General features: G+C 56.5%; 19 protein-coding genes and 1 other annotated feature. Of the genes, 10 read left to right on the plus strand and 9 right to left on the minus strand.

Annotated features, from left to right (window positions below):
- Window positions 1–142 precede the first annotated feature (142 nt).
- Window positions 143–1,189: an LLM class flavin-dependent oxidoreductase gene (locus ACH6EH_RS08965; protein WP_397332036.1), complete on the plus strand. Its 1,047-nt coding sequence runs from the start codon at window positions 143–145 to the stop codon at window positions 1,187–1,189.
- A 121-nt stretch (window positions 1,190–1,310) separates the two neighbouring features.
- Here ACH6EH_RS08965 and ACH6EH_RS08970 read toward each other — a convergent pair whose 3' ends face one another.
- The gene (locus ACH6EH_RS08970) at window positions 1,311–3,770 is read right to left on the minus strand and encodes a heavy metal translocating P-type ATPase (protein ID WP_397332037.1); all 2,460 of its coding nucleotides are present in this window, start codon (window positions 3,768–3,770) and stop codon (window positions 1,311–1,313) included.
- Between the two features lie 189 nt (window positions 3,771–3,959).
- The gene (locus ACH6EH_RS08975; protein WP_138227385.1) at window positions 3,960–4,283 is read right to left on the minus strand and encodes a metal-sensitive transcriptional regulator; all 324 of its coding nucleotides are present in this window, start codon (window positions 4,281–4,283) and stop codon (window positions 3,960–3,962) included.
- 234 nt (window positions 4,284–4,517) lie between these two features.
- Here ACH6EH_RS08975 and ACH6EH_RS08980 point away from each other — a divergent pair, with 234 nt between their 5' ends.
- The 5 genes from ACH6EH_RS08980 (at window position 4,518) to ACH6EH_RS09005 (ending at window position 10,116) form a co-directional block, all read left to right on the plus strand.
- Window positions 4,518–5,234: a GntR family transcriptional regulator gene (locus tag ACH6EH_RS08980; protein WP_397332038.1), complete on the plus strand. Its 717-nt coding sequence runs from the start codon at window positions 4,518–4,520 to the stop codon at window positions 5,232–5,234.
- Between the two features lie 66 nt (window positions 5,235–5,300).
- On the plus strand, window positions 5,301–6,383 hold the full coding sequence (gene uxuA, locus ACH6EH_RS08985) for a mannonate dehydratase (RefSeq protein WP_138227386.1): 1,083 nt from the start codon (window positions 5,301–5,303) through the stop codon (window positions 6,381–6,383).
- Window positions 6,380–7,252 carry an SDR family oxidoreductase gene (locus ACH6EH_RS08990; protein WP_397332039.1) on the plus strand — a complete coding sequence of 291 codons (873 nt, stop codon included), beginning with the start codon at window positions 6,380–6,382 and terminating at the stop codon, window positions 7,250–7,252. Before uxuA ends, ACH6EH_RS08990 begins: the two co-directional genes overlap by 4 nt.
- Before the next feature lie 140 nt (window positions 7,253–7,392).
- Window positions 7,393–7,683: a binding site (T-box leader), on the plus strand.
- Between the two features lie 48 nt (window positions 7,684–7,731).
- Window positions 7,732–8,721 carry a tryptophan--tRNA ligase gene (gene trpS, locus ACH6EH_RS09000; protein WP_233281076.1) on the plus strand — a complete coding sequence of 330 codons (990 nt, stop codon included), beginning with the start codon at window positions 7,732–7,734 and terminating at the stop codon, window positions 8,719–8,721.
- A gap of 210 nt (window positions 8,722–8,931) precedes the next feature.
- Window positions 8,932–10,116 (plus strand): MFS transporter, encoded by a 1,185-nt coding sequence (locus ACH6EH_RS09005; RefSeq protein WP_397332040.1) that lies wholly within the window; start codon window positions 8,932–8,934, stop codon window positions 10,114–10,116.
- Between the two features lie 106 nt (window positions 10,117–10,222).
- On the opposite strand, the gene ACH6EH_RS09010 is transcribed toward ACH6EH_RS09005, so the two are convergent.
- The 6 genes from ACH6EH_RS09010 to ACH6EH_RS09035 form a co-directional block, all read right to left on the minus strand.
- Window positions 10,223–10,987, minus strand: a complete 765-nt coding sequence (locus tag ACH6EH_RS09010) for a TrmB family transcriptional regulator (protein WP_138227390.1) — start codon at window positions 10,985–10,987, stop codon at window positions 10,223–10,225.
- Between the two features lie 40 nt (window positions 10,988–11,027).
- Window positions 11,028–11,315 (minus strand): DUF6509 family protein, encoded by a 288-nt coding sequence (locus ACH6EH_RS09015; protein ID WP_397332041.1) that lies wholly within the window; start codon window positions 11,313–11,315, stop codon window positions 11,028–11,030.
- A 148-nt stretch (window positions 11,316–11,463) separates the two neighbouring features.
- A complete protein-coding gene (greA, locus tag ACH6EH_RS09020) occupies window positions 11,464–11,946 on the minus strand; it encodes a transcription elongation factor GreA (RefSeq protein WP_138227395.1) in 483 nt (160 codons plus the stop codon).
- Window positions 11,947–11,999: 53 nt separating this feature from the next.
- On the minus strand, window positions 12,000–13,058 hold the full coding sequence (rlmN, locus tag ACH6EH_RS09025) for a dual-specificity RNA methyltransferase RlmN (RefSeq protein WP_208203784.1): 1,059 nt from the start codon (window positions 13,056–13,058) through the stop codon (window positions 12,000–12,002).
- A 155-nt stretch (window positions 13,059–13,213) separates the two neighbouring features.
- On the minus strand, window positions 13,214–16,300 hold the full coding sequence (locus ACH6EH_RS09030; protein WP_397332042.1) for an ATP-binding protein: 3,087 nt from the start codon (window positions 16,298–16,300) through the stop codon (window positions 13,214–13,216).
- A 173-nt stretch (window positions 16,301–16,473) separates the two neighbouring features.
- A complete protein-coding gene (locus tag ACH6EH_RS09035) occupies window positions 16,474–17,529 on the minus strand; it encodes an NAD(P)/FAD-dependent oxidoreductase (protein WP_138227397.1) in 1,056 nt (351 codons plus the stop codon).
- A gap of 221 nt (window positions 17,530–17,750) precedes the next feature.
- On the opposite strand from ACH6EH_RS09035, the gene ACH6EH_RS09040 reads away from it, so the two are divergent.
- Window positions 17,751–18,596 (plus strand): ABC transporter ATP-binding protein, encoded by an 846-nt coding sequence (locus ACH6EH_RS09040; RefSeq protein WP_138227398.1) that lies wholly within the window; start codon window positions 17,751–17,753, stop codon window positions 18,594–18,596.
- 77 nt (window positions 18,597–18,673) lie between these two features.
- Here ACH6EH_RS09040 and ypfJ read toward each other — a convergent pair whose 3' ends face one another.
- The gene (gene ypfJ, locus ACH6EH_RS09045; protein WP_397332043.1) at window positions 18,674–19,513 is read right to left on the minus strand and encodes a KPN_02809 family neutral zinc metallopeptidase; all 840 of its coding nucleotides are present in this window, start codon (window positions 19,511–19,513) and stop codon (window positions 18,674–18,676) included.
- A 268-nt stretch (window positions 19,514–19,781) separates the two neighbouring features.
- On the opposite strand from ypfJ, the gene ACH6EH_RS09050 reads away from it, so the two are divergent.
- The 3 genes from ACH6EH_RS09050 to ACH6EH_RS09060 all read left to right on the plus strand — a co-directional run bounded on the left by ACH6EH_RS09050 (window position 19,782) and on the right by ACH6EH_RS09060 (window position 24,221).
- On the plus strand, window positions 19,782–21,251 hold the full coding sequence (locus ACH6EH_RS09050) for a sulfatase family protein (RefSeq protein ID WP_397332044.1): 1,470 nt from the start codon (window positions 19,782–19,784) through the stop codon (window positions 21,249–21,251).
- A 1-nt stretch (window position 21,252) separates the two neighbouring features.
- Entirely contained in the window at window positions 21,253–21,885 is a 633-nt protein-coding gene (locus ACH6EH_RS09055) for an SGNH/GDSL hydrolase family protein (protein WP_397332045.1), read from the plus strand.
- A gap of 92 nt (window positions 21,886–21,977) precedes the next feature.
- The gene (locus tag ACH6EH_RS09060) at window positions 21,978–24,221 is read left to right on the plus strand and encodes a helix-turn-helix transcriptional regulator (RefSeq protein ID WP_397332137.1); all 2,244 of its coding nucleotides are present in this window, start codon (window positions 21,978–21,980) and stop codon (window positions 24,219–24,221) included.
- Window positions 24,222–24,336: the final 115 nt, after the last annotated feature.

Consider the following 24,336-nt stretch of genomic DNA (forward strand, 5'->3'; position numbering starts at 1 on the left):
GCCTCTTGTTTCATTCTTTAAGATGAGTATAACCTAATTGAGACCTCGCTTTCATGCCGCAGATTTGGGTTTCCTGCATAACAGGAGGTATAATGGTTTATGGTATACCCATACACCCTATGTTAGACAAGGAGGAATTTCTATGCAGAAACAAGCTCAGCCATCATCTCATTCCCTTCAACATATACCGCTCTCGATTCTGGATCTGTCCATGATTACAGAGGGCAGCACAGCCGCCGTTTCGCTGCGCAACTCGCTCGATCTGGCACAGCACGCCGAGCAGTGGGGCTACCACCGCTTTTGGCTGGCGGAGCACCATAATATGACGGGTGTCGCCAGCTCGGCGACCTCTGTCGTGATCGGCCATATTGCAGCAGGCACGAGCCAGATCCGGGTCGGCTCTGGCGGCATTATGCTGCCGAACCACTCGCCGCTCGTCATTGCAGAGCAGTTCGGCACGCTGGAGTCGCTGTTTCCGGGCCGGATTGATCTGGGCCTCGGCCGGGCGCCCGGCTCGGATCAGCTGACCTCCCGGGCGCTGCGCCGTGGATCCGGCAGTGATGGACAGGATTTCCCGGACCGCCTTGGAGAGCTGAGAACGTACTTCAAGCCCACCTCCGGGTCGTCCATGCGGGTTCGGGCAGTTCCGGGCGAAGGCCTGGACGTACCGATCTGGCTGCTGGGCTCCAGCGGCTTCAGCGCTCAGCTGTCTGCACAGCTGGGGCTGCCGTTTGCGTTTGCGAGCCATTTTGCACCGGACTATTTGCTGCCCGCCCTGGATCTGTACCGCAGTCAATTCCGGCCCTCCGAGGAGCTGGAGAAGCCTTACGCCATGATCGGCGTGAATGTCATCTGCGCGGATACCGACGAGGAGGCCCAGTATTTGTCCACCTCCGGCCAGCAGCAGTTCCTGAACATTATCCGCGGCAAAACCGGTCAGCTGAAGCCTCCGGTCAGCAGCATGGAGGATCAGTGGTCGCTGCAGGAGCGGGCGATTGTGAGCCGGACGCTGACCTACTCCGCGATTGGCAGCCCGGCTACCGTCCGCGAAAAGCTGGAGCAGTTCCTGGAGCAGACGCAAGCCGATGAGATCATCGTCGCCTCGGCGATTTATGATCATCAGGCGCGCCTGCGCTCCTATGAGCTGCTGTCCGAGATGGGCTTTGCCAGCTCCCGGACCGCTTCCTAACCATCTTCAACATGACAAGCCCCCCTTGAGCCCGCGCTGCGGGACAAGGGGGGCTTGCTTGGTGATGGGCTGAATCAGGCTCAGACTGGCAGGAGTGCTCCTTGCACTTCCCGCCGTCGCTTTAGTTTCCCTTCATGCGCTGCAGCCGCAGCGCGTTCAGCACGACCGAAACCGAGCTCAGCGCCATCGCCGCACCCGCGACCCAGGGTGCCAGCAGCCCCGCTGCGGCAATGGGGATGCCCAGCGTATTGTATCCCAGCGCCCAGAACAGATTCTGCCGGATGTTGCGCATCGTTCGGCGGCTCATGGCCATGGCGTCCGGGATGCTGTTGAGATCGCCCTTCATCAGCGTAATATCTGCAGCCTCCATCGCTACATCCGTCCCGGTTCCCATCGCCATGCCGATATCGGCTACGGCCAGAGCCGGTGCATCGTTGATGCCGTCACCGACCATCGCTACCCTGCGGCCCTGCCGCTGCAGCTTCTGCACCTCCTCGGCCTTGCCCTCCGGCAGCACCTCGGCCAGCACGATATCAATGCCGGCTTGCTTCGCAATCGCTCTCGCCGTCCGCTCATTATCCCCGGTCATCAGAATAACCTCAATGCCCATTCTCTTGAGCCGCTCAACCGCCGCTTGCGATGTATCCTTGATTGTATCCGCAGCGGCAATGAGCCCGGCCAGCCGCCCGTCTACGGCTGCCAGCATCGCGGTCTTGCCCTCGCTCTCCAGCTGCACCATGCGCTCCAGCACATCGTTGAAATCTACATCATGACGGCTCATCAGCTTACGGGTGCCGACCAGAACGCGGCGGCCCTCCACGAGCGCGGAGATGCCGTAGCCCGGGACCGCTTCTACCGATTCGGCAGCCTTGAATACCGCGCCGCGCGCCGCCAGCCCGGCGGACACGGCCTCCGCCAGCGGATGCTCCGACCCGCGCTCTGCGGCACCTACCAGGCGGTGGAACTCCGCCTCGCTGAGCCAATTCTGCACCTCCACATCTGTCAGCTCCGGTGTGCCGTTCGTCACGGTGCCTGTTTTGTCCAGCATGACCGTATCCACCTTATGGGCCGACTCCAGATGCTCTCCGCCCTTGAACAGAATCCCAAGCTCCGCTGCCCGGCCCGAGCCGGCCATAATGGAGGTCGGTGTGGCAAGGCCCAATGCACATGGACAGGCAATGACGAGCACGGCAATGGCAATCTCCAGGCTCGCTGCCACATCACCCGGCGCTATGACCAGCAGCCAGATCAGGAAGGACAGCACCGCAATGCCGACCACAATCGGGACGAACACGCCCGAGATGACATCGGCGATCCGCTGAATGGGCGCTTTGGAGCCCTGTGCCTCCTCCACCACACGGATAATACGCGACAGCGCCGTATCGCGGCCGATCCGGGACGCCTTCATGATCAGGCGCCCGTTCTTATTGACCGTCGCACCAATCAGAGGATCACCGGGCTGCTTATCCACGGGAACGCTTTCTCCGGTAAGCATCGATTCATCGACCGATGAAACCCCTTCAAGCACTTCCCCGTCTACGGGAATAATCTCTCCCGGCTTTACGATAACCTGATCTCCCACCTGCACCTGCTCCGCCGGAATGGAGATCTCCTCTCCGCCGCGAAGGACCCTTGCCATTTTGGCCTGCAGGCTCATCAGGCTCTGAATCGCTTTTGACGTCCGCCCCTTCGCCAGTGCCTCAAACAGCTTGCCGAGCAGCACCAGCGTAATCAGAATCGCACTCGTCTCATAGTACATGTCCGGACCGTGATGGCCCGGTGCACCGGCGAACGCCCATTGCAGCGTCAAGTACAGGCTATAGAAATAGGCCGCCGACGTGCCCAGCGCCACCAGTACATCCATATTGGCACTCTTGCTGCGCAGCGCCTTATAAGCCCCAACATAAAACGGCCCCCCGATATAAAACTGCACCGGCGTAGCCAGCAGCAGCTGAAACCACGGATTCATGAACAGATCCGGCATCCAGATCCAGGACGTCAGCGAGAAATGGCTCACCATGGCCCACAGCAGGGGCAAAGACAGCAGGCCAGAGAGAAGCAGCCGCTGCTTCTGCCGCTGGATCGCATCCTGACGGTGGCGAGAGGCCTCTTCCGCGGCCGCCTTGGGCTCCGCTCCATAGCCGAGCTTCTGCACCCGGGCCTGAATATCCGGAATGCTTACCTCCGCCGGGTTGTATTCCACATGCAGAGACTCCAGCGCGAAATTCACCGTCGCCCGGTCTACCCCTGGCAGGCGGCCTACCCCCTTCTCAATGCGGGCGGCGCACGCTGCACAGGTCATTCCGGTCAGCGACAGATCTCCCGATTCCTTCAGCGTGCCGTAGCCCAGCTTTTCGATATTTTGAACCATGTCCTTCGGGGTTACGGCCTCGGGGTCATATTGTACGGACGCGCGCTCCAGCGCAAAGTTCACACTGGCCTCCTGCACGCCCTTCATCCGCCCCAGGCCTTTTTCGATTCGGCTGGCGCAAGCGGCACAGGTCATTCCGGTCAGCTGGAGTGTTGCCTTCTTCAGTCCCGGGCGGTCTCCCTGACTCTGTCCTGTTGTTGGTTCCATCATGTACACCTCTTCCGTGCGTATTGGTTCTTCTTGCGCATGCTGTTACAGCAAGCACAATGTACAAAATATCCATCTATCTAGCATACCCACCTACCCTATAAAAAGGAAGACGAGTCATCCCGCTTGACTGCGGGCCAGCGGAGCTGCGCAGCTTGCAGAGCAAAGCGCAGCAGGCCCCGGACGATCGCGTTATTTCATCAGCTTGTTAATCGTCACAAGCAGCTCAGGGATGACCTCTTCGTCTCCCTCCTGGATGCGCTCCATAACACAGCTCTTCATATGATGCTCCAGCAGCAGCTTTCCCACACCGTTCAGCGCGGATTGGACCGAAGCGATCTGGTTCAGCACATCATCACAGTACGTATCCCTTTCAATCAGGCCCTTCACACCGCGAATCTGGCCTTCAATCCGGTTCAGGCGGCTGATGAGATTGCTTTTGATTTTATCGGAATGATGGCTCTTCCGTTCCCCGTCTACGACGCACTCCTCATGAAGATGATTCTCTGCAGACATATCTCTTGTCCCCCGTTCTTCGCAAGCTTGCTTTCTAAGCTCCTGCAAGGTCCCTGCCCTGAGGCAAGGCCCATCTGATCATACAGCTATTGTAACACATAGCCCCCCACCCTATCCATGCTAAAAAAATTGTTTTCCGCTTCATTTCCCCCTTGCAAGCGGATACAGAGTATAATATGATACTGCCATACTTGTATGGTAGTATGGCAGAACCTCAGGAGGTGAATGTACATTATGGTATCCATACCGCCGTCACAGTCTTTTCAAACGATGCTATCGGCCGAGAATTCCTCAGCCGGCAGTGTGGTCTACACCTCGTTGAAGGGGCAGATTCTGAGCCTGGAGCTGCCGCCAGGCACCCTGCTGTCCGAGAAGGAGATGTCTACGGCATATCAGGTCAGCCGCACCCCGGTGCGGGAAAGCTTTGTCCGTCTGGCTCAGGAAGGACTGCTAGTCGTCCTGCCCCAGCGCGGTACCCGCGTCTCCCTGATCGATCCGGAGCTAGTGGAAGAAGCCCGTTTCATGCGCGAGCAGCTGGAGCGCGCTGTGATCGCCCTTGCCTGCGAGAGCTTCCCGGAGGACCTGCTGGCCGAGCTGGAGTCTAATCTGGCGCAGCAGAAGCACAGTGTCTTCCAGCAGGACGGCAGAATGATGTTCCAGCTCGATGAGGAATTTCACCGCATCCTGTTTGCCGGCTGCAGGAAGCTCGGCACGTGGAACGTCATTCAACAGATGAATGCCCATCTCAACCGGAGCCGCATGCTGTGGCTGTCCGAGGATCCGGACTGGGCTTCCTTGTATGAACAGCACCGGGAGATGGTACAAGCCATCCGGCAGCAGGACGGCAAGAGGGCCGATGCGCTGATGAAGCAGCACTTGAGCCTGATCATCTCCAACCTGTCCGTGCTGCAGCAGAGGCATCCGGATTATTTCAAGCCCCCCGGGATCTGAACGGGAGCGGCTGCAAGCTCAATTCGTTAGGCCCTACATTCATTGACTAGAAAGGCGGTATGCAAGATGCGTATGGTATTTCGCTGGTTTGGCGAAGGAAATGACACGGTTACGCTGGAGCAGATCCGGCAAATTCCGGGCGTGGAAGGAATCGTCTGGGCGCTGCACGATATTCCGGCCGGTGAAGCATGGCCGATGGAGCGGATCATCGAGGTCCGGGATCAGGCGCTCCGCTATGGGCTGCATGTGGAGGTGGTGGAGAGCGTCAACGTGCATGAGGACATTAAGCTGGGCCTTCCATCCCGTGACCTCTACATCCAGAACTACATAGACAATATCAAGAAGCTGGCGACCGTTGGCGTAAAGGTCATCTGCTACAACTTTATGCCGATATTCGACTGGGCACGGACCGATCTGCATAAGGAAACGGAGGACGGCTCGAACGCTCTCTTTTTCGAAAAAGACAAGATTCACGGCATCGATCCGCTGGAGCTTGTGAGCAGCATTACCCGCAATAGTGCCCTGACGATGCCGGGCTGGGAGCCGGAGCGGCTCTCGCAGCTGACTCAGCTGTTTCAGGCGTACCGCGAGGTTACCGCAGAGGATCTGTGGGATCACCTGGCGTACTTCCTGGAGGCGGTGATTCCGGTCGCTGAGGAGCACGGCATCCGGATGGCCATACATCCCGATGATCCGCCCTGGTCCATCTTCGGCCTACCCCGCATTATGACAGGAGCAGACAGCGTCCGCCGGCTGCTGAGTCTGGTGGACAGCCCTTCCAACAGTGTCACGATGTGCAGCGGCTCCTTCGGGGCGAACCCGGCTAATGATATCGTGAGCATGATCGGAGAGTTTCATGAGCAGATTCCGTTTGCGCACATCCGAAATGTGAAGGTGTTTGACAACGGCGATTTCATCGAGACGTCTCACCGCACGCAGGACGGCACGGTAGACATCGCCGGCGTCGTGAAGGCTTACCACGAGCACGGCTTTACCGGCTACTGCCGCCCCGATCACGGACGGCATATCTGGGGCGAGCAGTGCAGGCCAGGCTACGGCCTGTATGACCGGGCCCTTGGCATTATGTATTTATGGGGCGTCTGGGATGCGCTGGAGCAGGCCCGTGCCGGAAAGGAGGTCTCCTCATGATGGTTCCTGAAGTATACACAACGCTGCCGAAGCATGACGCTCTAAAGGGCAAGGTCGCGGCGATCACGGGCGGCTCCGGGGTGCTCTGCCGCGCTATGGCGCTGGAGCTGGGCCGTCAAGGCGTCAAGGTCGCCGTGCTCAACCGCACCTTGAGCAAGGGCCAGGCCGTCGCGGACGAGATTGTGGCCGCAGGCGGCATCGCCATCGCCGCCGCCTGCGATGTCACCGACCCGGGCAGCGTAATCCAGGCCGAGCAGGAGGTCCGCAGCCGGCTTGGAGCCTGCGATATTCTGATTAACGGCGCGGGCGGCAATCATAAGGATGCCAATACGACGAATGAGCGGTTCCGGATGGAGGATCTGGATCAGGAGGACGTGGCGACCTTCTTTGATCTTTCCGTGTCCGGCTTCCGGGACGTGTTCGATCTGAACATGCAGGGGACGCTCATTCCGACGCAAATCTTTGCAAGGCACATGCTGGGACGTTCCGATGCGGTCATCCTGAACGTCTCCTCCATGAGTGCGCCCTCTCCCTTGACCAAGGTGCCAGCCTACAGCGCGGCGAAGGCGGCCATCAACAATTTTACACAGTGGCTTGCTGTGCATCTGGCGGAATCCGGCATTCGGGTCAATGCGATAGCCCCCGGCTTCTTCCTGACCGAGCAGAATCGCCGGCTGCTCACCAATGAAGACGGCTCGCTGACCGATCGCTCCCGCAAGATCCTCGATCACACTCCGATGCGCCGCTTCGGAGTACCCCAGGATCTGCTGGGCACGGTGCTGTGGCTGCTGGATGCGCAGACCTCCGGGTTCGTCACGGGCACGGTCATTCCGGTAGACGGCGGGTTTATGGCCTACTCCGGGGTCTAGCCGATCCCCCAGGCAGGGCGGGTCCCCCAGAATCCACGGATCCTTGAGGAGGCACGGACCGGGTGAATGTCGCACCTTGACTTTAAGGCCGCGGTTATGGCATCTTAGAATCAGCTTTGAAGAACTTGAGTGTCCCATATCACACAGCGATGAAGGGAAAGAGTATTCTGCAGACGTCATTGTCCAAGCGAGCCGGCGGCTGGTGCAAGGTCCGGCACAATGCGGCAGATGAATGGGTCCCTTCGCTTCAAACCGAACGCCTGCATGATTTCATGCGTGCCAGTAGGCTTTGACGGCTCTCCCCCGTTATCCCGGGAGTGGTGGAAGCAAGCCGCAGCCTTTACAGACTGCGAGGCAGCTGTCCACGTGAAGCGCGGCTGCTCGCAGCCGAACGGTGGTGGTACCGCGGAGTCATGCACTTCGTCCCTGAGACTCGGGGCGGAGTGCTTTTTTGTTGTTCTAATATAGAGGAGGTCTTTATGATGAGCAAAATTATGCTGTCCGGCATCAAGCCCAGCGGTGATCTGAACATTGGTGGCTACAGCGGGGCATTGAGCCAGTTTGTAGCGCTGCAGCACGACTATGATTGTTATTTTTTCATTCCTGATCTGCATGCCATTACGGTGTACCAGGACCCCAAAGAGCTGCATCAGCGCTCCCGGGACGTTGCAGCCCTGTATGTCGCGGCTGGCGTAGACCCGAACAAAGCGGTTATTTTCCTTCAATCCCAGGTTCGGCAGCATGCCGAGCTGAGCTGGCTGCTGGAAACGCAGGCCCACTTCGGGGAGCTGAGCCGGATGACCCAGTTCAAGGACAAATCCGGCGGCAAGGACACGGTCAGCTCCGGCCTGTTCACCTACCCGGTGCTGATGGCAGCAGATATTTTGCTCTATCAGGCGACACATGTGCCGGTCGGGGATGATCAGAAGCAGCATCTGGAGCTGACGCGGGATCTGGCTGCGCGCTTCAATCATAAGTATGCGCCGACGTTCACACTGCCGGAGCCGGTCATTCAGGAGAGCGGAGCGCGTATTATGGGCCTCGACGACCCTTCCAACAAGATGAGCAAGAGCAATCCGAACCAGGGCAGCTACGTATCCCTGCTTGACGAGCCGTCCGTCATCCGGAAGAAATTCTCCCGTGCGGTTACGGATTCCGATATGAGCGTGCGCTATGACTGGGAGGCGAAGCCGGCGGTCAGCAACCTGATCGAGATCTACTCCGTCTTCTCCGGCGACTCCATCGACGCCATCGAGAAGCGCTATGAAGGTCAGGGCTACGGTACCTTTAAGAAGGAGCTGGCCGAGGCCGTCGTCAGCAAGCTGGAGCCGATCCAGAAGACGTATCATGAGATCGTCCATTCCGAAGAGCTCGACCGCATCTTGAAAAATGGGGCCGAGCGCGCCGCCGAAAAAGCGGAGCAGACCCTGCTCGCCGCGAAGCGCGCCATGGGCTTCGTAACGTTCTAAAGCCTATAGCGGCGCTTTCACAGCCCCCCTCATTATGAATCTGCCACCCTCTTTCCAGGAGGGGCTGGCAGACGTGGTGAGGGGGGCTTTTTGGAATGGAGAGGATAACGTGTATAATGAAGAGCACCAAAAAATGCAGGTTGCGCTCTCTCAAACAGGTTACTATAATAGTGGTAACTTAAATTTTGAACATTAGAAGGACGTGTTTCATTGAATTTTCGTGTATATATGCTTGCTATTGCGGCCTTTGTGGTAGGGATGGTGGAGCTGATCGTCGGCGGCATCCTGAATCTGATCGCAGAGGATCTGAGCATTTCGGTCAGCTCGGCAGGCCAGTTCATTACCATCTTCTCGGTCACCTTTGCCATCAGCGGTCCCATTCTCGTCAACCTGACGGCGAAGCTGGAGCGGAAGAAGCTGTATTTGTACATGCTGGCCGTCTTTCTCATCAGCAACGTCATGGTCGCCCTGACCTCAAGCTACGCCGCCATCGTAGCCGCCCGGGCTCTGGCCGCCATGAGCGGCTCGGTCATCGTCGTGCTCTCGGTATCTATGGCCGCCGCCATGGTGCCGGAATCGCATAAAGGGCGCGCGATCGGAATCATCTACATGGGGATCAGCGGCTCGCTGGTGCTCGGCGTGCCCGTAGGGATGATGATCGGCAATGCCTTCGGCTGGCGCGCGCCGTTCATCGTCATTGCGGTGCTGACCCTGCTCTCGATGGGGGGCGTAGCGCTGTTTACTAAGCGTACCGCGCCGAGTCCCGTGGTTCCGCTAAGGCGGCAGCTCGCCTCGCTGAAGGACAGCAAGATCATTAGCGCGCAGCTGATCGGGCTGCTGCTGCTGACAGGGCATCTGACGCTATACGGCTATTTGCAGCCGTTCGTCGACGCCACCTTTCAGATCAGCCCTCAGATGATGAGCGCCGTGTACTTCCTGTTCGGCATCGCCGCCGTGCTCGGCGGCGGCGCGGGCGGATGGATATCCGACCGGCTTGGCACCAAGCGGGCCATTCTGGGCATTACAGCCAGCTTCTCGGTTTCCATGTTTCTGGTGCTCGTAACGTCCCAGACCGCCTTCTGGCTGTTCCTGCCGTTCATGATGCTGTGGAGCGGGCTCAGCTGGTCCATCGCCCCGGCGATGCAGACCTACCTGCTCCAGCTGGCTCCGGATCATGCCGAGACCCAGTTCAGCTTGAACTCGTCAATGACTCATCTTGGCATTGCCGCCGGCTCCATCATCGGCGGTGCAGTCATGGACCACGGCTCCGTCTCCGATAATCCGTGGGTTGGCGGCCTGATTGCGTCGCTAGCCTTCGGCATGGCGCTGTTCTCGTTCAGCCGCCGCACCAAGCCTGCCGCAGAGCGGGAGATGGCGGCTGCGGCTGCCAAGTAAGGATCAGCTGCTGATGGTTGTCCAATAACTCACAAAGGGGCGGTTCCTCAAGATCTTGTTCAAGATCCTGGGAACCGCCCCTTTGTGCCTGGAGCCGCCCTTTAGCTTAATATCGCAGCCGCAGCAGCAGGGATTGAAGCTCCTCATCCTGCAGCATTTCCTCCGGGTACTTGCGGCTGAAGGCCGTCAAGGCCATATCATGATAGAAGAACTCCGCAAATACCTTGACGAACGGCTGCCCCTGCGTCTCAATCGCCTGCCAGCTTCCGTTCTCCACACCGGCAAACAGCAGCTGCCGGGTATCCGTGACGAGCAGCATAAAGCGCTCCAGCTTGTCATGTCCGGCTGACGGCTTCAGCACATACAGCTTGGACAGCGCAGCGCCTGGCGGATCATCGCCCGTCACGAGAGCCTCCACCCGAACGCCCTCCTGCTCCTTGCGGTTCAGCAGCTCCGTGAATGCAGCGAACTCCTCACTCCACATGGACACCAGCACCGATTCCCGGGCTTCCTGGATCATTTGCCGGCAAAACGCCTGGATCGAGCTGTACGACTTCAAGCTCCATACCTGGCCGTTGGCAGCGCTCTTGGACACGCTGGCCTCCCGCAGCTGCCGGATATCCTCCTCAAACTCCCGCGTAAGCTTGTCGATAACCGCTTCCAGAGGAAGCGAGGCATACGTTCTTTTTTTGCCCGATATGGTATCCATCACGACGCCTTTATCCACCAGCCGGTCCAGCACCTCGTACACCTTGGCCTTGGGCACTCCCGACAGCTTGACAATGCCGGAGGCATCCATGGCCTCCCCTTGCGTGACCAGCGTTTCATATACCTTGCTCTCATACTGCGAGTATCCAAATTGTAATAGCATGGCCCCTCCTTCGCCGCCTCGGAATGATCCCTCGCTCTGCTTACTCCGCCTTCGGCAAATGCTCCCGGCAGAAGCGCGTCAGCTCTTCTTCCTCCTCCGGCTCCATATCGAAATCGAGATACTGATCACTGACCCGCTCATAAAAATCATACTTTACAATCCGGTTCTCATCCTCCAGATAAATGGCGCGCAGGTATACCCCTTGCTCCCGGTACAGCTCGTCATCCTCCGGAACGTTCAGATCCAGCACAAATTCATAGCGCTTCCCGCTCAAAATTCCGAATGGATCTTTAATGTATTCCGCTGTGTATTCAATAATTTCCAGCATGCTCTCATCCTTCCCTCTCGTCAACGTCCGTTATGCTTCATTATACACGTTTTGGCGCTGCCCCAGCCATGTCTGCAGCAACGCACCGCACAAACAGGCCCCCCGCTTCCCGGGAGGCCTGTTCAATCGCTGACTCATCACAGCCGCTTTAGTTCATCTTGATGTCCAGCAGCTCGTATTTAATAATGCCCACCGGAGCCGTAACGTGAACGATGCTTCCGACTTCCTTGCCCATCAGCTCTTTGCCGAGCGGGCTTTCATAGGAAATCTTGTTGTTCACTACGTCCGCCTCCGCCGGTCCAACGATCTGGTACTCTACCTTCTCGTTGAATTCCAGATCGTTCAGGACGGCGATCGCCCCGACGCTGACCCGGTTCAAATCCATTTTGCCGGCATCCACCACACGCGCTTTGCGGAGCATTTTCTCCAGCACAAGAATCCGGGTTTCCATAAAGGCCTGGTCATCCTTCGCGGAGTGATACTCGCTGTTCTCCTTCAAATCGCCATAGCTGATAGCAACCTTCAGGCGCTCGGCCAGCTCCTTGCGCTTGACCTCCTTCAAATATTGAAGCTCCTCTTCCAGCTTCGCAAATCCTTCGGCGGTAACAATAACTTCTTCCTCATTGGCCATATCGCTTCAGCTCCCTTGCCTCTATAAATTCATACGCAGCGTATTGCCGCGCCTTACTGTGCCTTGATCTGCTTGCTGCGCAGCTGGCCGCAGGCGGCATCAATATCGGTGCCATGCTCCAGGCGTACACTGACACTAATGCCCTGCTTCTTCAGCGTGTCATAAAATCCCGTAATATCGTCCGGAGTGCTTCGCTGATACTGACTGTGCTCATCCACCGGATTGTATGGAATGAGGTTGACGTTCGCCGTATGGCGGCGGGGTCCCACCAGCTCAGCCAGCTCCAGGGCATGCTCCTTCTGATCATTGACACCTTTAAGGAGAATATACTCCAGGGTAATGCGGCGGTTGCTCTTCTCCAGATAGTAATCCACGGCCGGCATCAGCTCTTCCAGCGGATAGGCGCGGTTAATCTTCATAATTCGGGTACGAAGCTCATTGTTTGGCGCATGCAGCGAAAGCGCAAGGTTCACGTGCAGGTCGCTGTCGGCAAACTCCCTGATTTTAGGAGCCAGTCCGCTGGTCGATACCGTAATATGGCGCGGGCCGATTGCGAGCCCCTTGTGATCCTTGATGACCTTAATAAAATTCGACATATGCTGAAAGTTGTCAAAGGGCTCTCCAATGCCCATCACGACAATATGGCTGACCCGCTCCTCCCGTCCCGCTGCATCCAGGTACAGCTGCACCTTCATCACCTGCTCAACAATTTCGCCGCTTGTCAAATCCCGGCTCTTCTTGAGCAGTCCACTGGCACAAAAGCTGCAGCCGATATTGCAGCCCACCTGGGTTGTCACACAGACCGATAATCCGAATTTATGGCGCATCAGCACCGTTTCAATCAGATTGCCGTCTGTCAGCTTCAGCAGAAATTTCACGGTTCCGTCAACCGATTCCTGCTTCGTATGCTCGGCCAGCGTCAAAATAGAAAAGCTCTCCCGCAGCAGCGCTGCCGTCTCCGGGTGTACGTCCGCCATGTGATCAAAGGAGGTCACGCGCTCCCGGTACAGCGCATGCCAGACGGCCGCCGCGCGCGACGGCTTCTGTCCGTGAGCCTCCAGCCAGCTCTTCAGCTGCTCTAAGGTTAATCCATAAATGGATGGTGTATTCATTTCTGTTTCCTTTCTATGACATCCGTTGTCCAGATTCCTCTCCCATTGTCCCAAAATTCCATCTATAACACAAGGGGAGTTACAGGAAAGAAGCCTGTAGGCAAGCCTAAGGGACACTTTTCTTAACAGAAACCCTCCGCTCTTCCCAATCCTTCTCAGCCCCTATGCTTCGGCACTTCAAAAGAAACCGTTGTGCCCTGCCCTTCCGCACTTTCAAGCTTAAGGCCGCTCCCGAACATGGACAGCAGGCGGGAGTGAATATTTCGCAGCCCGATTCCTTGGCTTCCTCCATCCCGAAGCAGAGAGCTAAGCCGGCTCTGCGGCATGCCGGTTCCGTTATCGCTCACTGTAATCTGCACCGCTTCCTTGCTCTCTGTGATCTCCAGCACCAGCGTTCCGCCGCCCTCCTTGCGCATCAGCCCGTGCCGGACCGCATTCTCGACGATGGGCTGGATGCTCAGCGGCGGCACCAGAAGCTGGCTGCCGGCAGCCAGTCGGTATTCCACATGAAGCCGTTCCTCAAAGCGGGCTTTCTCCAGATTGAGATAAGAGGTGACCAGCTCCAGCTCATGACCCAGCGTGGTCAGCTGCTCCCGGCCCTCAAGATCGAAGCTGCGCCGGAGATAACGAGCGAGCTCTAGCAGCAGCTGGTTCGCCAGCGACGGGTGATCCGGCAGATGAGACATGATCGTATTCAGCGCATTAAAGAGAAAGTGCGGCTTGATCTGTGCCTGTAAAAAAGCCAGCTCCGACGCAATCGCCTGCCGCACGGTTTTCCTGAGCTCCAGCAGAGTCCGTACGCGGGATTTCAGCTCGTCGGCATCCACCGGCTTTCTGAGAAAATCATTCGCCCCCGCCTGCAGCCCCACCTTGACGTCCTCCGGAAGGCTGCGGGCCGTCAGGATCAGCACGGGCAGCTGAAACAGCGTGAACCGCTCCCGAATTCGGGAACACAGCGCAGGGCCGGACATGCCCGGCATCATCCAGTCTGTAATCACAAGATCGACGGCTTCTCCGGTGCTCAGCATACGCCAGGCCTCCTCTCCGCTTGATGCAGTAAGGATGCGGATTCCCCTTCCTCCCAGCAGATTGTGAATGACCTTCAGATTGACGGGATCATCGTCCACGACCAGAATCCGGGCAGCCGCTGTCCCGGCCTGTTCACGGTCCGGCTCGGTCTCCAGCATTTCCTGTCCGGGATACTCCCGCACCGGTTCCGGCACAGGCAGGCTCTCCTCCCGGGTCGATCGCACCGTGAAGGAGAAGGTGGAGCCTTCCCCCGGCTTTGAGCGGACCCAGAGCCTGCCCCCGCCAAGCTCCACCAGCTTCTTCGTGATGCTCAGGCCCAGCCCCGTGCCCTGATGATCTCCGCGGCCTTCCTGCTCCAGCTGCTCATAGGACTGAAAAATCAACGCCAGCCGCTGCTCCTCTATCCCGATTCCGGTATCGCGGACCGAGACCGTGATCCAGTCCTCCTCGTCCTGCTGCGCCGTGACGATAATCTGTCCTTGATCACTAAATTTGACCGCATTGCCGACCAGATTGTACAGCACCTGCCGCAGCCGCTCCTCATCGGCATAGAGCAGAGGCAGCCGCTCCGGCAGCTCCTGCCGCAGCACGAGCTGCTTGTTCCCTGACACATGCGCCATGACCTCCAGCACCGAGGTCGTTACTGCGGATAAATCCACCAGCTTTGGCTGCAGGGTGATCTGATTGTTCCTCAGCTTGTTAAAATCGAGAATATCATTAATGAGGGAAGACAGTCTTTTCCCCGTGGATACGATCAAGCGCAGATCCGCCGTTTGCTTGGGGGTCAGCGGTCCTGAAGCACCGTCGACGAGCGATTGGCTGATGTTCACCATGCCGTGAAGCGGGGTTCTTAGCTCATGCGACGTATTCGCCAGAAACTCATCCTTCAGCCCATCCAGTGTAAGCAGCCGGCGGGACAAATACTGCACCTCTTCAAAGGAATCCGAGAAGCGCCGGGCCAGCAAAATAGCCTGGGTCAGCACGAACAGCACCAGCTCCAGGGAGCCAAAGGTTTGAAAATGCTGGCTGCCCAGCAGACTGGCAATATTCATGACAATTAGCATCAGAATGCTGACCACTCCAATAACCTGCAGCCCGAATTCTTCACTCCGGCCCTTGATGCTGACAATCATACGGCAGAACATGTACAGGACGCTCACCAGGGAGGTCATAAAGATGATAGACTCCAGCTGCGAGAAGACACGCACTGGCGTGAGCCATGCCGTCAGCAGGCTGGCCGCGGTCAGCATTTGTATGGCCCGCAGAGCATACCGATGAATGATGCCCGGCAGGGAGACGGCCACATAATAGATCAGAAAGTAATAGAGCAGCGCCGAGGACATCATCTGAATCTTGGTAAACCATTCGTAGCCAAGCCCCGGAAAAAGGGCGGCCAGCAGCTTCTCCCCGTGGGTGGCCGTGTAGATCAGCATCGCGGTGCAGGCCAGGCCCAGATACAAGAGCGCCCGTTCCTTCCGCAGCCGGTACAGCATCAGCGCATAAGCGCCCGGGAGCAGAAAGCCTGCGAGCGTCATAATGTCCAGAAACAGAGACAATTCCCGGGCCTGCAGAATCGACTCAACATCCCCGAACCAGATCGACGTAAAGATGCCCCCGGAGCTGTAGGCATAATTGGATACCTGAACGACAAGCTCAATCTGTCCCGCCTGCTGCGGTCCGAAGGACAGGTACGGAATGTTGGAGGCCGTCTCCTGCTCACGGCTTGCCGCGGGCTCTCCGCTGCTTCCGATCTGATGCCCGTTCAGGAATATCCGGTTCGCGGTGCGGATGTTGCCGGTCTTGATACCGTAGAGGGCGTTCTCCTCCCCATCAGGAACCTGAATGATCAGGCGATAGGTTCCGTAGCCCCAGGCGGATTCCGCCTCCCCTTCTTGAGATATATAGGAATTCCATGCTCCCGGCAGCTTCACAATGGCAGAAGGCTCAAGGGAACCCTGCCCGCCGTGCTCCACCCCCGGTCCCGGGTTCTCAAAATCCGGCGGATTCAGCAGACGCCCGCGATAAAACTCCCATTCCCCTTTCAGAGGCACTGCACCGTCCTCCGCAAAATCCCATTCCTGCAAGTCCAGCACGCCCTCCATCGCAGAGGGCGTCATGCCGGCTTTCAGATCGAAGCGGATGCCGGAGTACAGCGGAATTACAACGACAAGAGTCAAGCCAATCATCAGCGTCAGCCATTTACGTGGTATCATCGCAGGTCCTCTTTCCCGCCGGCAGCCGGTGCCGGTCAGCAGTATGCTTCACGTTACGTAGATCTTAATTAAACCCCACCTGTCCTGAAATTTCCATACCTTTTAACACGCAAGATTCCATAACAAAAAGACAGTGCACCGCTTAGCAGCGCACTGTCTGAACTTTATCCTTTCTAGGTGGACATCATCTGCTTGACCAGCTCGCGGTTCCGTTCCTTAAACTGCTCATTGTGCGAGGATACCATGGCGATCTTGGACGCATCCGGCTGGATGTACAGCTTCGCCTGATTGACTGCGTTCGCAGCGTCCTGAAAAGCACCGGCAATCAGATTCAGCTTGCCCTCATGCTTCAACACGTCACCGGCAGCGAACAGCCCCGGCACGGAGGAGGCTCCCAGCACGGAGCCTTCAATGTAACCGTCCTCTGCCACCCTGATGTCCAGACGGCTGTTCTGGATCAGCTCCTTGTCCCAGTCGTAGCCGTGATTGATCACTACCTCATCAACTGCGATCTCGGATACCTCCCCGGTCTTCAGGCAGGTCAGCTGAACCCGCTCAATCCGCTCATGGTTATCCGAGGCAATCAGCTTGCTGATGCTCTGCTGCAGCATACAGCTGGAATTATCGCAGTTCATCAGCTGGTTCACCTGTGCTTCATGGCCGGTCATGGTGTCCTTCCGGCATACGACATACACCTGTTTCGCGACCGGACACAACTCATTGGCCCAGTCTACTGCGGAATGGCCGCCGCCCGAGACGAGCACGGTCTTATCCTTGAACTGCTTCAATGATTTGACGGTGTAATTGAGATTGGACACCTCGAACCGTTCGGCCCCTTCAATCTGCAACTTCTGCGGCGTCAGAATGCCCCGGCCGGAAGCCGCAATGACGGTTCGGGAGTAATGCTTCGTCCCGGAGGTCGTATCGAGGACGAAAATCCCGTCGCTATTTTTGACAATGGAGGTCACCTTCTCGTTCAGGACAACCTCCGGGGAGAAGGTTAAGCCCTGCTGAACAAGCTGCTCAATCAGTTTGGCACCGGGAAGAGGGGCGAGCCCGCCGACATCCCAGATCATTTTCTCCGGATATACATGAATTTTGCCGCCCAGCTGTGGCTGAAACTCAATAATCTTCGTCTTCATTTCCCGCAGACCGCTGTAAAAGGCAGAATACAACCCTGCCGGACCGGCACCAATAATCGTCACATCAAACACATTTGCTTGCTCCACGAATATTCATCTCCCTGATCAGGACATTGGTTCACTGATTATCATTCTCATTGTAATATACGATGAATTTGTGCTCATTACAACCTAAATTATAGTTGACAACAGGATGAAACAGCCTTTAAAGTAAGGTTAGCAGATATTTGAGAATGATTATCACTAAGTAAGCAAGCTATCTCTGTAAGCAAGCTATCTATTATCAATTCATTTATTGGAGGGTACCCATGTCTCGCCTATATACGGAAAACCTGAGCGTCGGCTACGGTGAACGTCTGATTGTTAAACAGCTGAGTGCCGAGATCCCGGACAAGAAGATCACGACCATTATTGGTGCGAACGGCTGCGGCAAGTCCACGCTGCTGAAAGCGATGACCCGCATCATTTCCCACCAGGACGGCACTATCCTGCTTGACGGCAAGCAAATCGTCAAAGAGGATACGAAGGCTCTTGCGCGCAAGATGGCGATTTTGCCGCAGTCACCGGAGAGCGCAAGCGGGTTGACGGTCGGCGAGCTGGTATCCTATGGACGGTTCCCGTACCAGAAGGGCTTCGGCCGCCTGACTGCCCGGGATCACGAGGTGATCGACTGGGCCATGGAGGTGACCGGCACGCTGGAATTTAAACAGCGCTCCGTGGATGCCCTGTCCGGCGGACAGCGCCAGCGTGTGTGGATCGCTATGGCTCTCGCTCAGGAAACCGAAATTATATTCCTGGATGAGCCAACAACATATCTTGATCTTGCCCATCAGCTGGAAGTGCTGGAGCTGCTGCAGAAGCTGAATCGTGAACAGGAGCGTACCATTGTGATGGTGCTCCACGATTTGAACCAGGCAGCCCGCTTCGCCGATCACATCATTGCCATGAAGGACGGCCAGATTGTTCAATCCGGCTCCTGTGAAGAGGTTATTCATGCCGACGTGCTGCGTGAGGTATTTCACATCGACGCGGCGATCGGACGGGATCCCCGCACCGGCAAGCCGATGTGCCTGACGTATAATTTACTGAAGGAAGAGCCGGTGCATGCTGCAGCGATCGCTGAGGAACGCATTGCCGTCGGAGTTGGCGCTTAACGTTTCTTCTATAATAAATAGAAAGTCCCTTCAGAGGCTGCGGCTGCAGTCTCTGAAGGGACTTTTGTTTGTCTTTTTTATGGATCCGGCAAAGTAAAGGTATCTCCGCCCTGAAGCGTTCCACGCTCAAAGCCTTTATAGAACCAGCTCTTCCGCTGCTCCGAGGTGCCGTGGGTAAAGCTCTCCGGTACTGCATAGCCGCGGGCCTTCTTCTGAATTGTATCGTCCCCGACCGCACTGGCAGCAGCCAGCGCCTCCTCCAGATCGCCCTCCTCCAGCAGATTCTCACCCTGCACATGATGCGCCCAGACTCCGGCTAAATAATCAGCCTGCAGCTCGAAGCGTACCTGATACTTCCGATATTCCTCTTCACTCAGCTGCTGCCGGTATTGATTAAGCTGCGCGGAGGTGCCCAGCAGCGTCTGCACATGATGCCCCACCTCGTGGGCAACCACATAGGCCATGGCGAAGTCACCCGGCGCATTGAACTCGCGGCGAAGCTCGTCATAGAAGCTCAGGTCAATGTACAGCTTGCGGTCTCCCGGGCAATAGAACGGGCCTACCGACGCGCCGGCGGTGCCGCAGGCAGACTGTACGCTGCCTGTGTACAGCACCAGCGTCGGCTCTTCATACTCCATACCTTCCTTGCGGAACACCTTCTGCCATACCTCCTCGGTATCCGCCAGCACCACCGACACGAACTGGGCCAGCTCCTGCTCCTCAGCCGTTTCTGTGTAAGCTCCACTCGGCTCGGAAGCTCCGCCCAGGCTGCCCAGCAGCTCTCCCGGATTTCCGCCCAGCAAGGTGATGACCAGCACGATGATAATGCCTCCAATGCCGCCGCCAATCAGGCCGGGCCCTTTGCGGCCCCTTCGATCCTCTACATTTGAGGATCCTCTTCTCCCTTTCCACTGCATAATCTGCTTCCTCCTTCTGCTTGCCCCCTATTAAGGAACTGGGTTCGCTTTTTCTTATCCTTTAAGCATTTATACCCCCAAATGCGCCCTTAGAGAAACGAAATGAAGGCTTGCGGCCAATCTTTTCTACTAACCTGCCGTAATATACGTTAAAATAGATAGAGATAACGTTTACAATGAAGGAATGATGATGTACAGCTTGAGAGAAGCAAATCACCCTGATCTTCGATGACTTCGAGGAAATACTTGAAAACGGAAGGTGTCAACCATGTCAGCAACGTCCAGCAAACCGAACATTCTGATCTTTATGACCGATCAGCAGCAAGCCCAGGTCACGATGCAGGATCATCCCTGCCGTACGCCTCATCTTGATGAAATCGCCGGTCAAGGCGTGCGCTTTACGTACACGTACCCGCCGATGGCCCACTGCTGCCCGGCCCGAGCCTCTTTTATGACCGGCCTGTACCCGTCCCAGCACGGCGTTTACAATAACGTCCGCAATGACCAGGCCATCAACTCCACCGTCAACCCCGGAGTGGAAATGTTCTCCGAGAAGCTGAAGGATGCCGGCTATGAGATGTATTACAGCGGGAAATGGCATGTATCGGCTGAGGAGAATCCGAGTGACCGCGGCTGGACGGAGCTGTACATGAAGGAGCAGGGCTTCGACCGCGGCTCGCGCCGGGACCATTATGCCCAGCTTCAGAGCGAGCATGGCACGCGCGAACGGGCCCGGGGAGAGATCCTTCGTCCAGGATGGTCGAAATTTCAATTGTACGGCACGTCCAAGGTGGAGTATCATGACCACCCGGATTACCACTGTGTAGACGCCGGCATTCAGCAGCTGAATGCGATGAAGGATCAGGAGGATCCTTGGTGTATGTATCTTGGCGTACTGGGACCGCATGATCCGTTCATCGTTCCGGAGAAATACGCTACGATGTACGACCCGAACGACATTGAGCTTCCTCCCAACTACCGGGATGACATGACCGATAAGCCGGGCATCTACAGACGCATGAAGAAGGTATTCAGCCAGCTGACTGAGCAGGAGGTCAAGGAATCCCTTGCCCACTACTGGGGCTACTGCACGATGATGGACGATCTGTTTGGCGAGGTGCTGGACGCGCTGGATCGAAACGGCCAGCGGGACAATACCCTCATCGTATTCGTCTCCGACCATGGAGAGCTGGGTGCAGCCCACGGCTTGTACTGCAAGGGCATCAGCACCTTTGACGAGGGCTACCGGGTTCCGCTCATTATCAGCCATCCGAAGCTGATTCAGGAGCCGGGCAGAAGCGTGGACGATTTCGTCATGCTGATGGATATTGCGCCGACACTGATTGAGCTGGCAGGCGCAGAGCCGCTCTCCAAGTGCAGCGGACAGAGCCTCGTGCCTTTCCTGCAGAATGAGCAGCCCACGGAGTGGCGCGATTCCATCTACACCCAGTGCTACGGCACCGAGCTCTACTATACAAACCGTATGGTGCGAACCAGAGATTATAAATTTGTGTACAACCCCACGGACATCGACGAGCTGTACGATCTGAACCAGGACCCTCACGAAATGGTCAACATCGCAGAGCAGCCGGAGATGAGCGGAGTGCTGAAGGAGATGTACCGGCTGATGTGGGAGAACGGATACCGGTATGAAGATAATCATTTTGTCTCCTATATCCCGGTAACGACCGGCGAATATGGCCCGGCTATCGTAAATGAGCCCAAGGGAGGCGCTTAGGTTGAGACATCTGTTCATTGTGGGAGACAGCATCTCTATCCAGTACGGTCCTTTTTTGAAGCCGCTGGTGGAATCGTACTTTCATTATGACCGCAAGCGCGGAGAGAAGCAGGCACTGGCCGATCTCGACCAGCCCGTAGGCGCCAATGGAGGCGACAGCAGCCGGGTGCTGGACTATTTAACCCAGGAGCAGCATCAGGGCGTGTCCTATGATCTGCTGCTGCTTAACTGTGGACTGCATGATATCAAGACCGATCCGCTCACCGGCGAGAGACAAATATCTCCTGCCCGTTACCGGGATAACCTGGAGCAGATTATCCAAACAGCCCGCAGTATGGCCAAGGCCCTGATCTGGGTTAGCACCACTGACATTATTGATGATATTCATAATTCGCAGAGCACCTCCTTTCACCGCTTTCACCGGGATGTGCTGGAATATAACGAGATTGCATCGCAGGTCATGGAGCAGCATGAGGTGCCGATCATTGATTTGTACACGTTTACGCTGCAATTTGGAGCTGACGCCTATCGGGACCATGCTCATTTCACCGAGGAGGTCCAGCGCCGCCAAGCTGAATTTATCGCGGATTATCTGATAGGCTCAGGCCTTCACGCCTCTTCATCGGCAGAGTAGCTTCTTGCTGCAGCACCCTGCCATGACGAGGTAAGGGGAACCCGGCCGTTTGTATACCACGACAATATATCCATGGGGAGACACAAAATGTGATGAAATACAGCTACTTGAAAAAATTGTTTATGTACAGTTTATTCTTGGGTGCCCTGCCTGTCATCGTCATGGGTGTATTCTCGTATGACCGGACCTCAACCGTGGTTGAGCAAAAGGTCAATGAGGCCAACCGGCAGATTTTGAGCTCGGCCATGAATAGTATTGATCATAAACTGGAAACCGCATATGTTATGGCAACACAGTTCACCAATTCTACCCAGGCCGTTTCCGCCCTGAATATGGACCTTGACCGGTCCCAATTTGAAACCGTCTCCGAGCTGATCAAGACGATTCAGGGATTTCAAGTGTTTGATTATGTGGCGAGTGTCCATTTTGTGAATCTGGAGAAGCGTTGGGTCATTACCAATAAAGGACTGGAGCGCCTGGACGAAGAGGAAGAGCTGGCCGAATGGACGGCGCTGCTGTCAGAGCCCCGAAATACACAATGGGTGACCAGCGCCAGCGGCGGCATCAGCCTGATCAAGCCGCTGCCTTTTCTGACCACGAAGTCACCTCCCCAAGGGGCCTTTGTCATGCGGTTCTCCCCGCGGCTGTTTAACTCGCTCGTCCGCAGTGAAAGCTACGGGGATACCGTCATTTATAACGAGAATATGGAGCTTATATTCCGGAATTCAGAAACGCTGAGCTCTCCGGAGCAGCAGGATCAGCTGGAGCTGAAGCTAAGCGCAGAGTCCGGAGAGAACTCGCAGCAGGAGAAAGTTCGGTTCGAGCTGGCCGGTGCTCCTGCTCTGGCTATGGTGGAGGACTCTGTCTTTAACGGCTGGAAATATGTATCCCTCGTACACTTGTCCGATATTACCGAGGAATCGAAGGCCATTGGCTGGGTCACTCTGCTGATGTGCCTGGTCATTCTGAGCATTACGCTGGGGCTTGCCTGGCAGGGCTCGAAGATGTTCTACTCTCCGATTCGCGTGCTTCGGGATCTCGTGGCGGATTCGGACGATGCTCATCCGCAGGCCTCCGATGAGCTGCAATATATTCGCACCGGGATTCAGGGACTGCTCGGGAACAAGCTGGAGCTGCAAAAGCAGCTGCAGAAGCAGTTTCCTTATCTGCATGAGCTGTTTGTAATGAAGCTGTTTCTCGGTCAATGGAGCAACAAGGAGATTCAGGAGCACATTGAACGATACAATATTGATTCGGACTGGGAGCAATTCAGTGTATTTACCCTCAAGATTTATTCTTTGGAGCACACCCGCTTCGAGGAAGAGGATCTAAGCCTGATTCTTTACGCCATTCTAAACATGATGGAGGAAATTCTCACGCCGTTACAGCCCTTTAAGCCGGTCATTATGAATGAGAGCTGTGCCGCGGTGTTCGTCAGTCCCCGCAGCGCAGAGAGCGCAGCACCGGAAGAGCTTCTGATGCAGACCTGCAAGGAGATTGAGGACAAAATCCTGGCCTTCCTGGGACTGGACATCCAGCTCGGAGTCAGTCGGCCGCACACCCAGCTGGAGCAGGTGTCTATGGCGTTCGCTGAATCCACAGCGGCGCTTCGTTTCTGTCAACGGACAGGTTACCGTGGTGTGATGAAGTCTGAGGACGTGGATCCTGGCAGACTTCCGCAAATGACTTATCCGGCCCACTGGGAGCAGGAGCTGCTGGAGGCGCTGCAAAGTGAAGACCGCGAAGCTGCAAAAGAGCTGGTGGACCGCATTTTGACAGAGGTCGAGACCCGGCAGTACACCTTGATGGAAGCCCAGGTGCTGTTCTACCAGCTGCTGGTCAAGATGATGAGCCTGCTGCAATGGGATGAGCAGACGCTGAAGAAAATGCTGCTGGATGTGGAGTACGTTCAGGCGATGTTCCGTACCACTACGTTCGTGGAGCTGGGCCAGTGGTTTACCTCCGTCGGCATGGAGCAGCTATTCCAGCTGCTCTCCACCCGGGAAGAATCGCATCAAGGCCAGATTGCCCAGCAGATCAAGCAGCTGGTACAAAGCCGCTTTGAAGAGAACTTAACGCTGGAAGCCATTGCCGATCTGATGAACTTCAATGCCAATTATCTAAGCCGCGTCTTCAAGAAGGAAGTAGGCATGAGCTTCAGCGAATATATGGCGATCACCAAGCTGGAGATGGCCAAGCATTTGCTGACGACCAGTGATCTGAAGGTGCAGGAGGTTGCCGAGAAGCTTCACTATCAGAGCACCACTGCCTTCATCCGATACTTCCGAAAAATGGAAGGAATGACCCCTTCCAGTTACCGGAAAATGAACGAATAGCGTCTGAAAGCGCATCCTCTTCAACTCAGGGGATGCGCTTTTGTGTCTATAATCATTATCTCGACATGTGCAGCAGATGACCTTCACACCGGGCTTTTCGGCACTTTTTTGGCCA

Source organism: Paenibacillus sp. JSM ZJ436 (assembly GCF_044383795.1).
GTDB classification, from domain to species: Bacteria; Bacillota; Bacilli; order Paenibacillales; family Paenibacillaceae; genus Paenibacillus_AQ; species Paenibacillus_AQ algicola.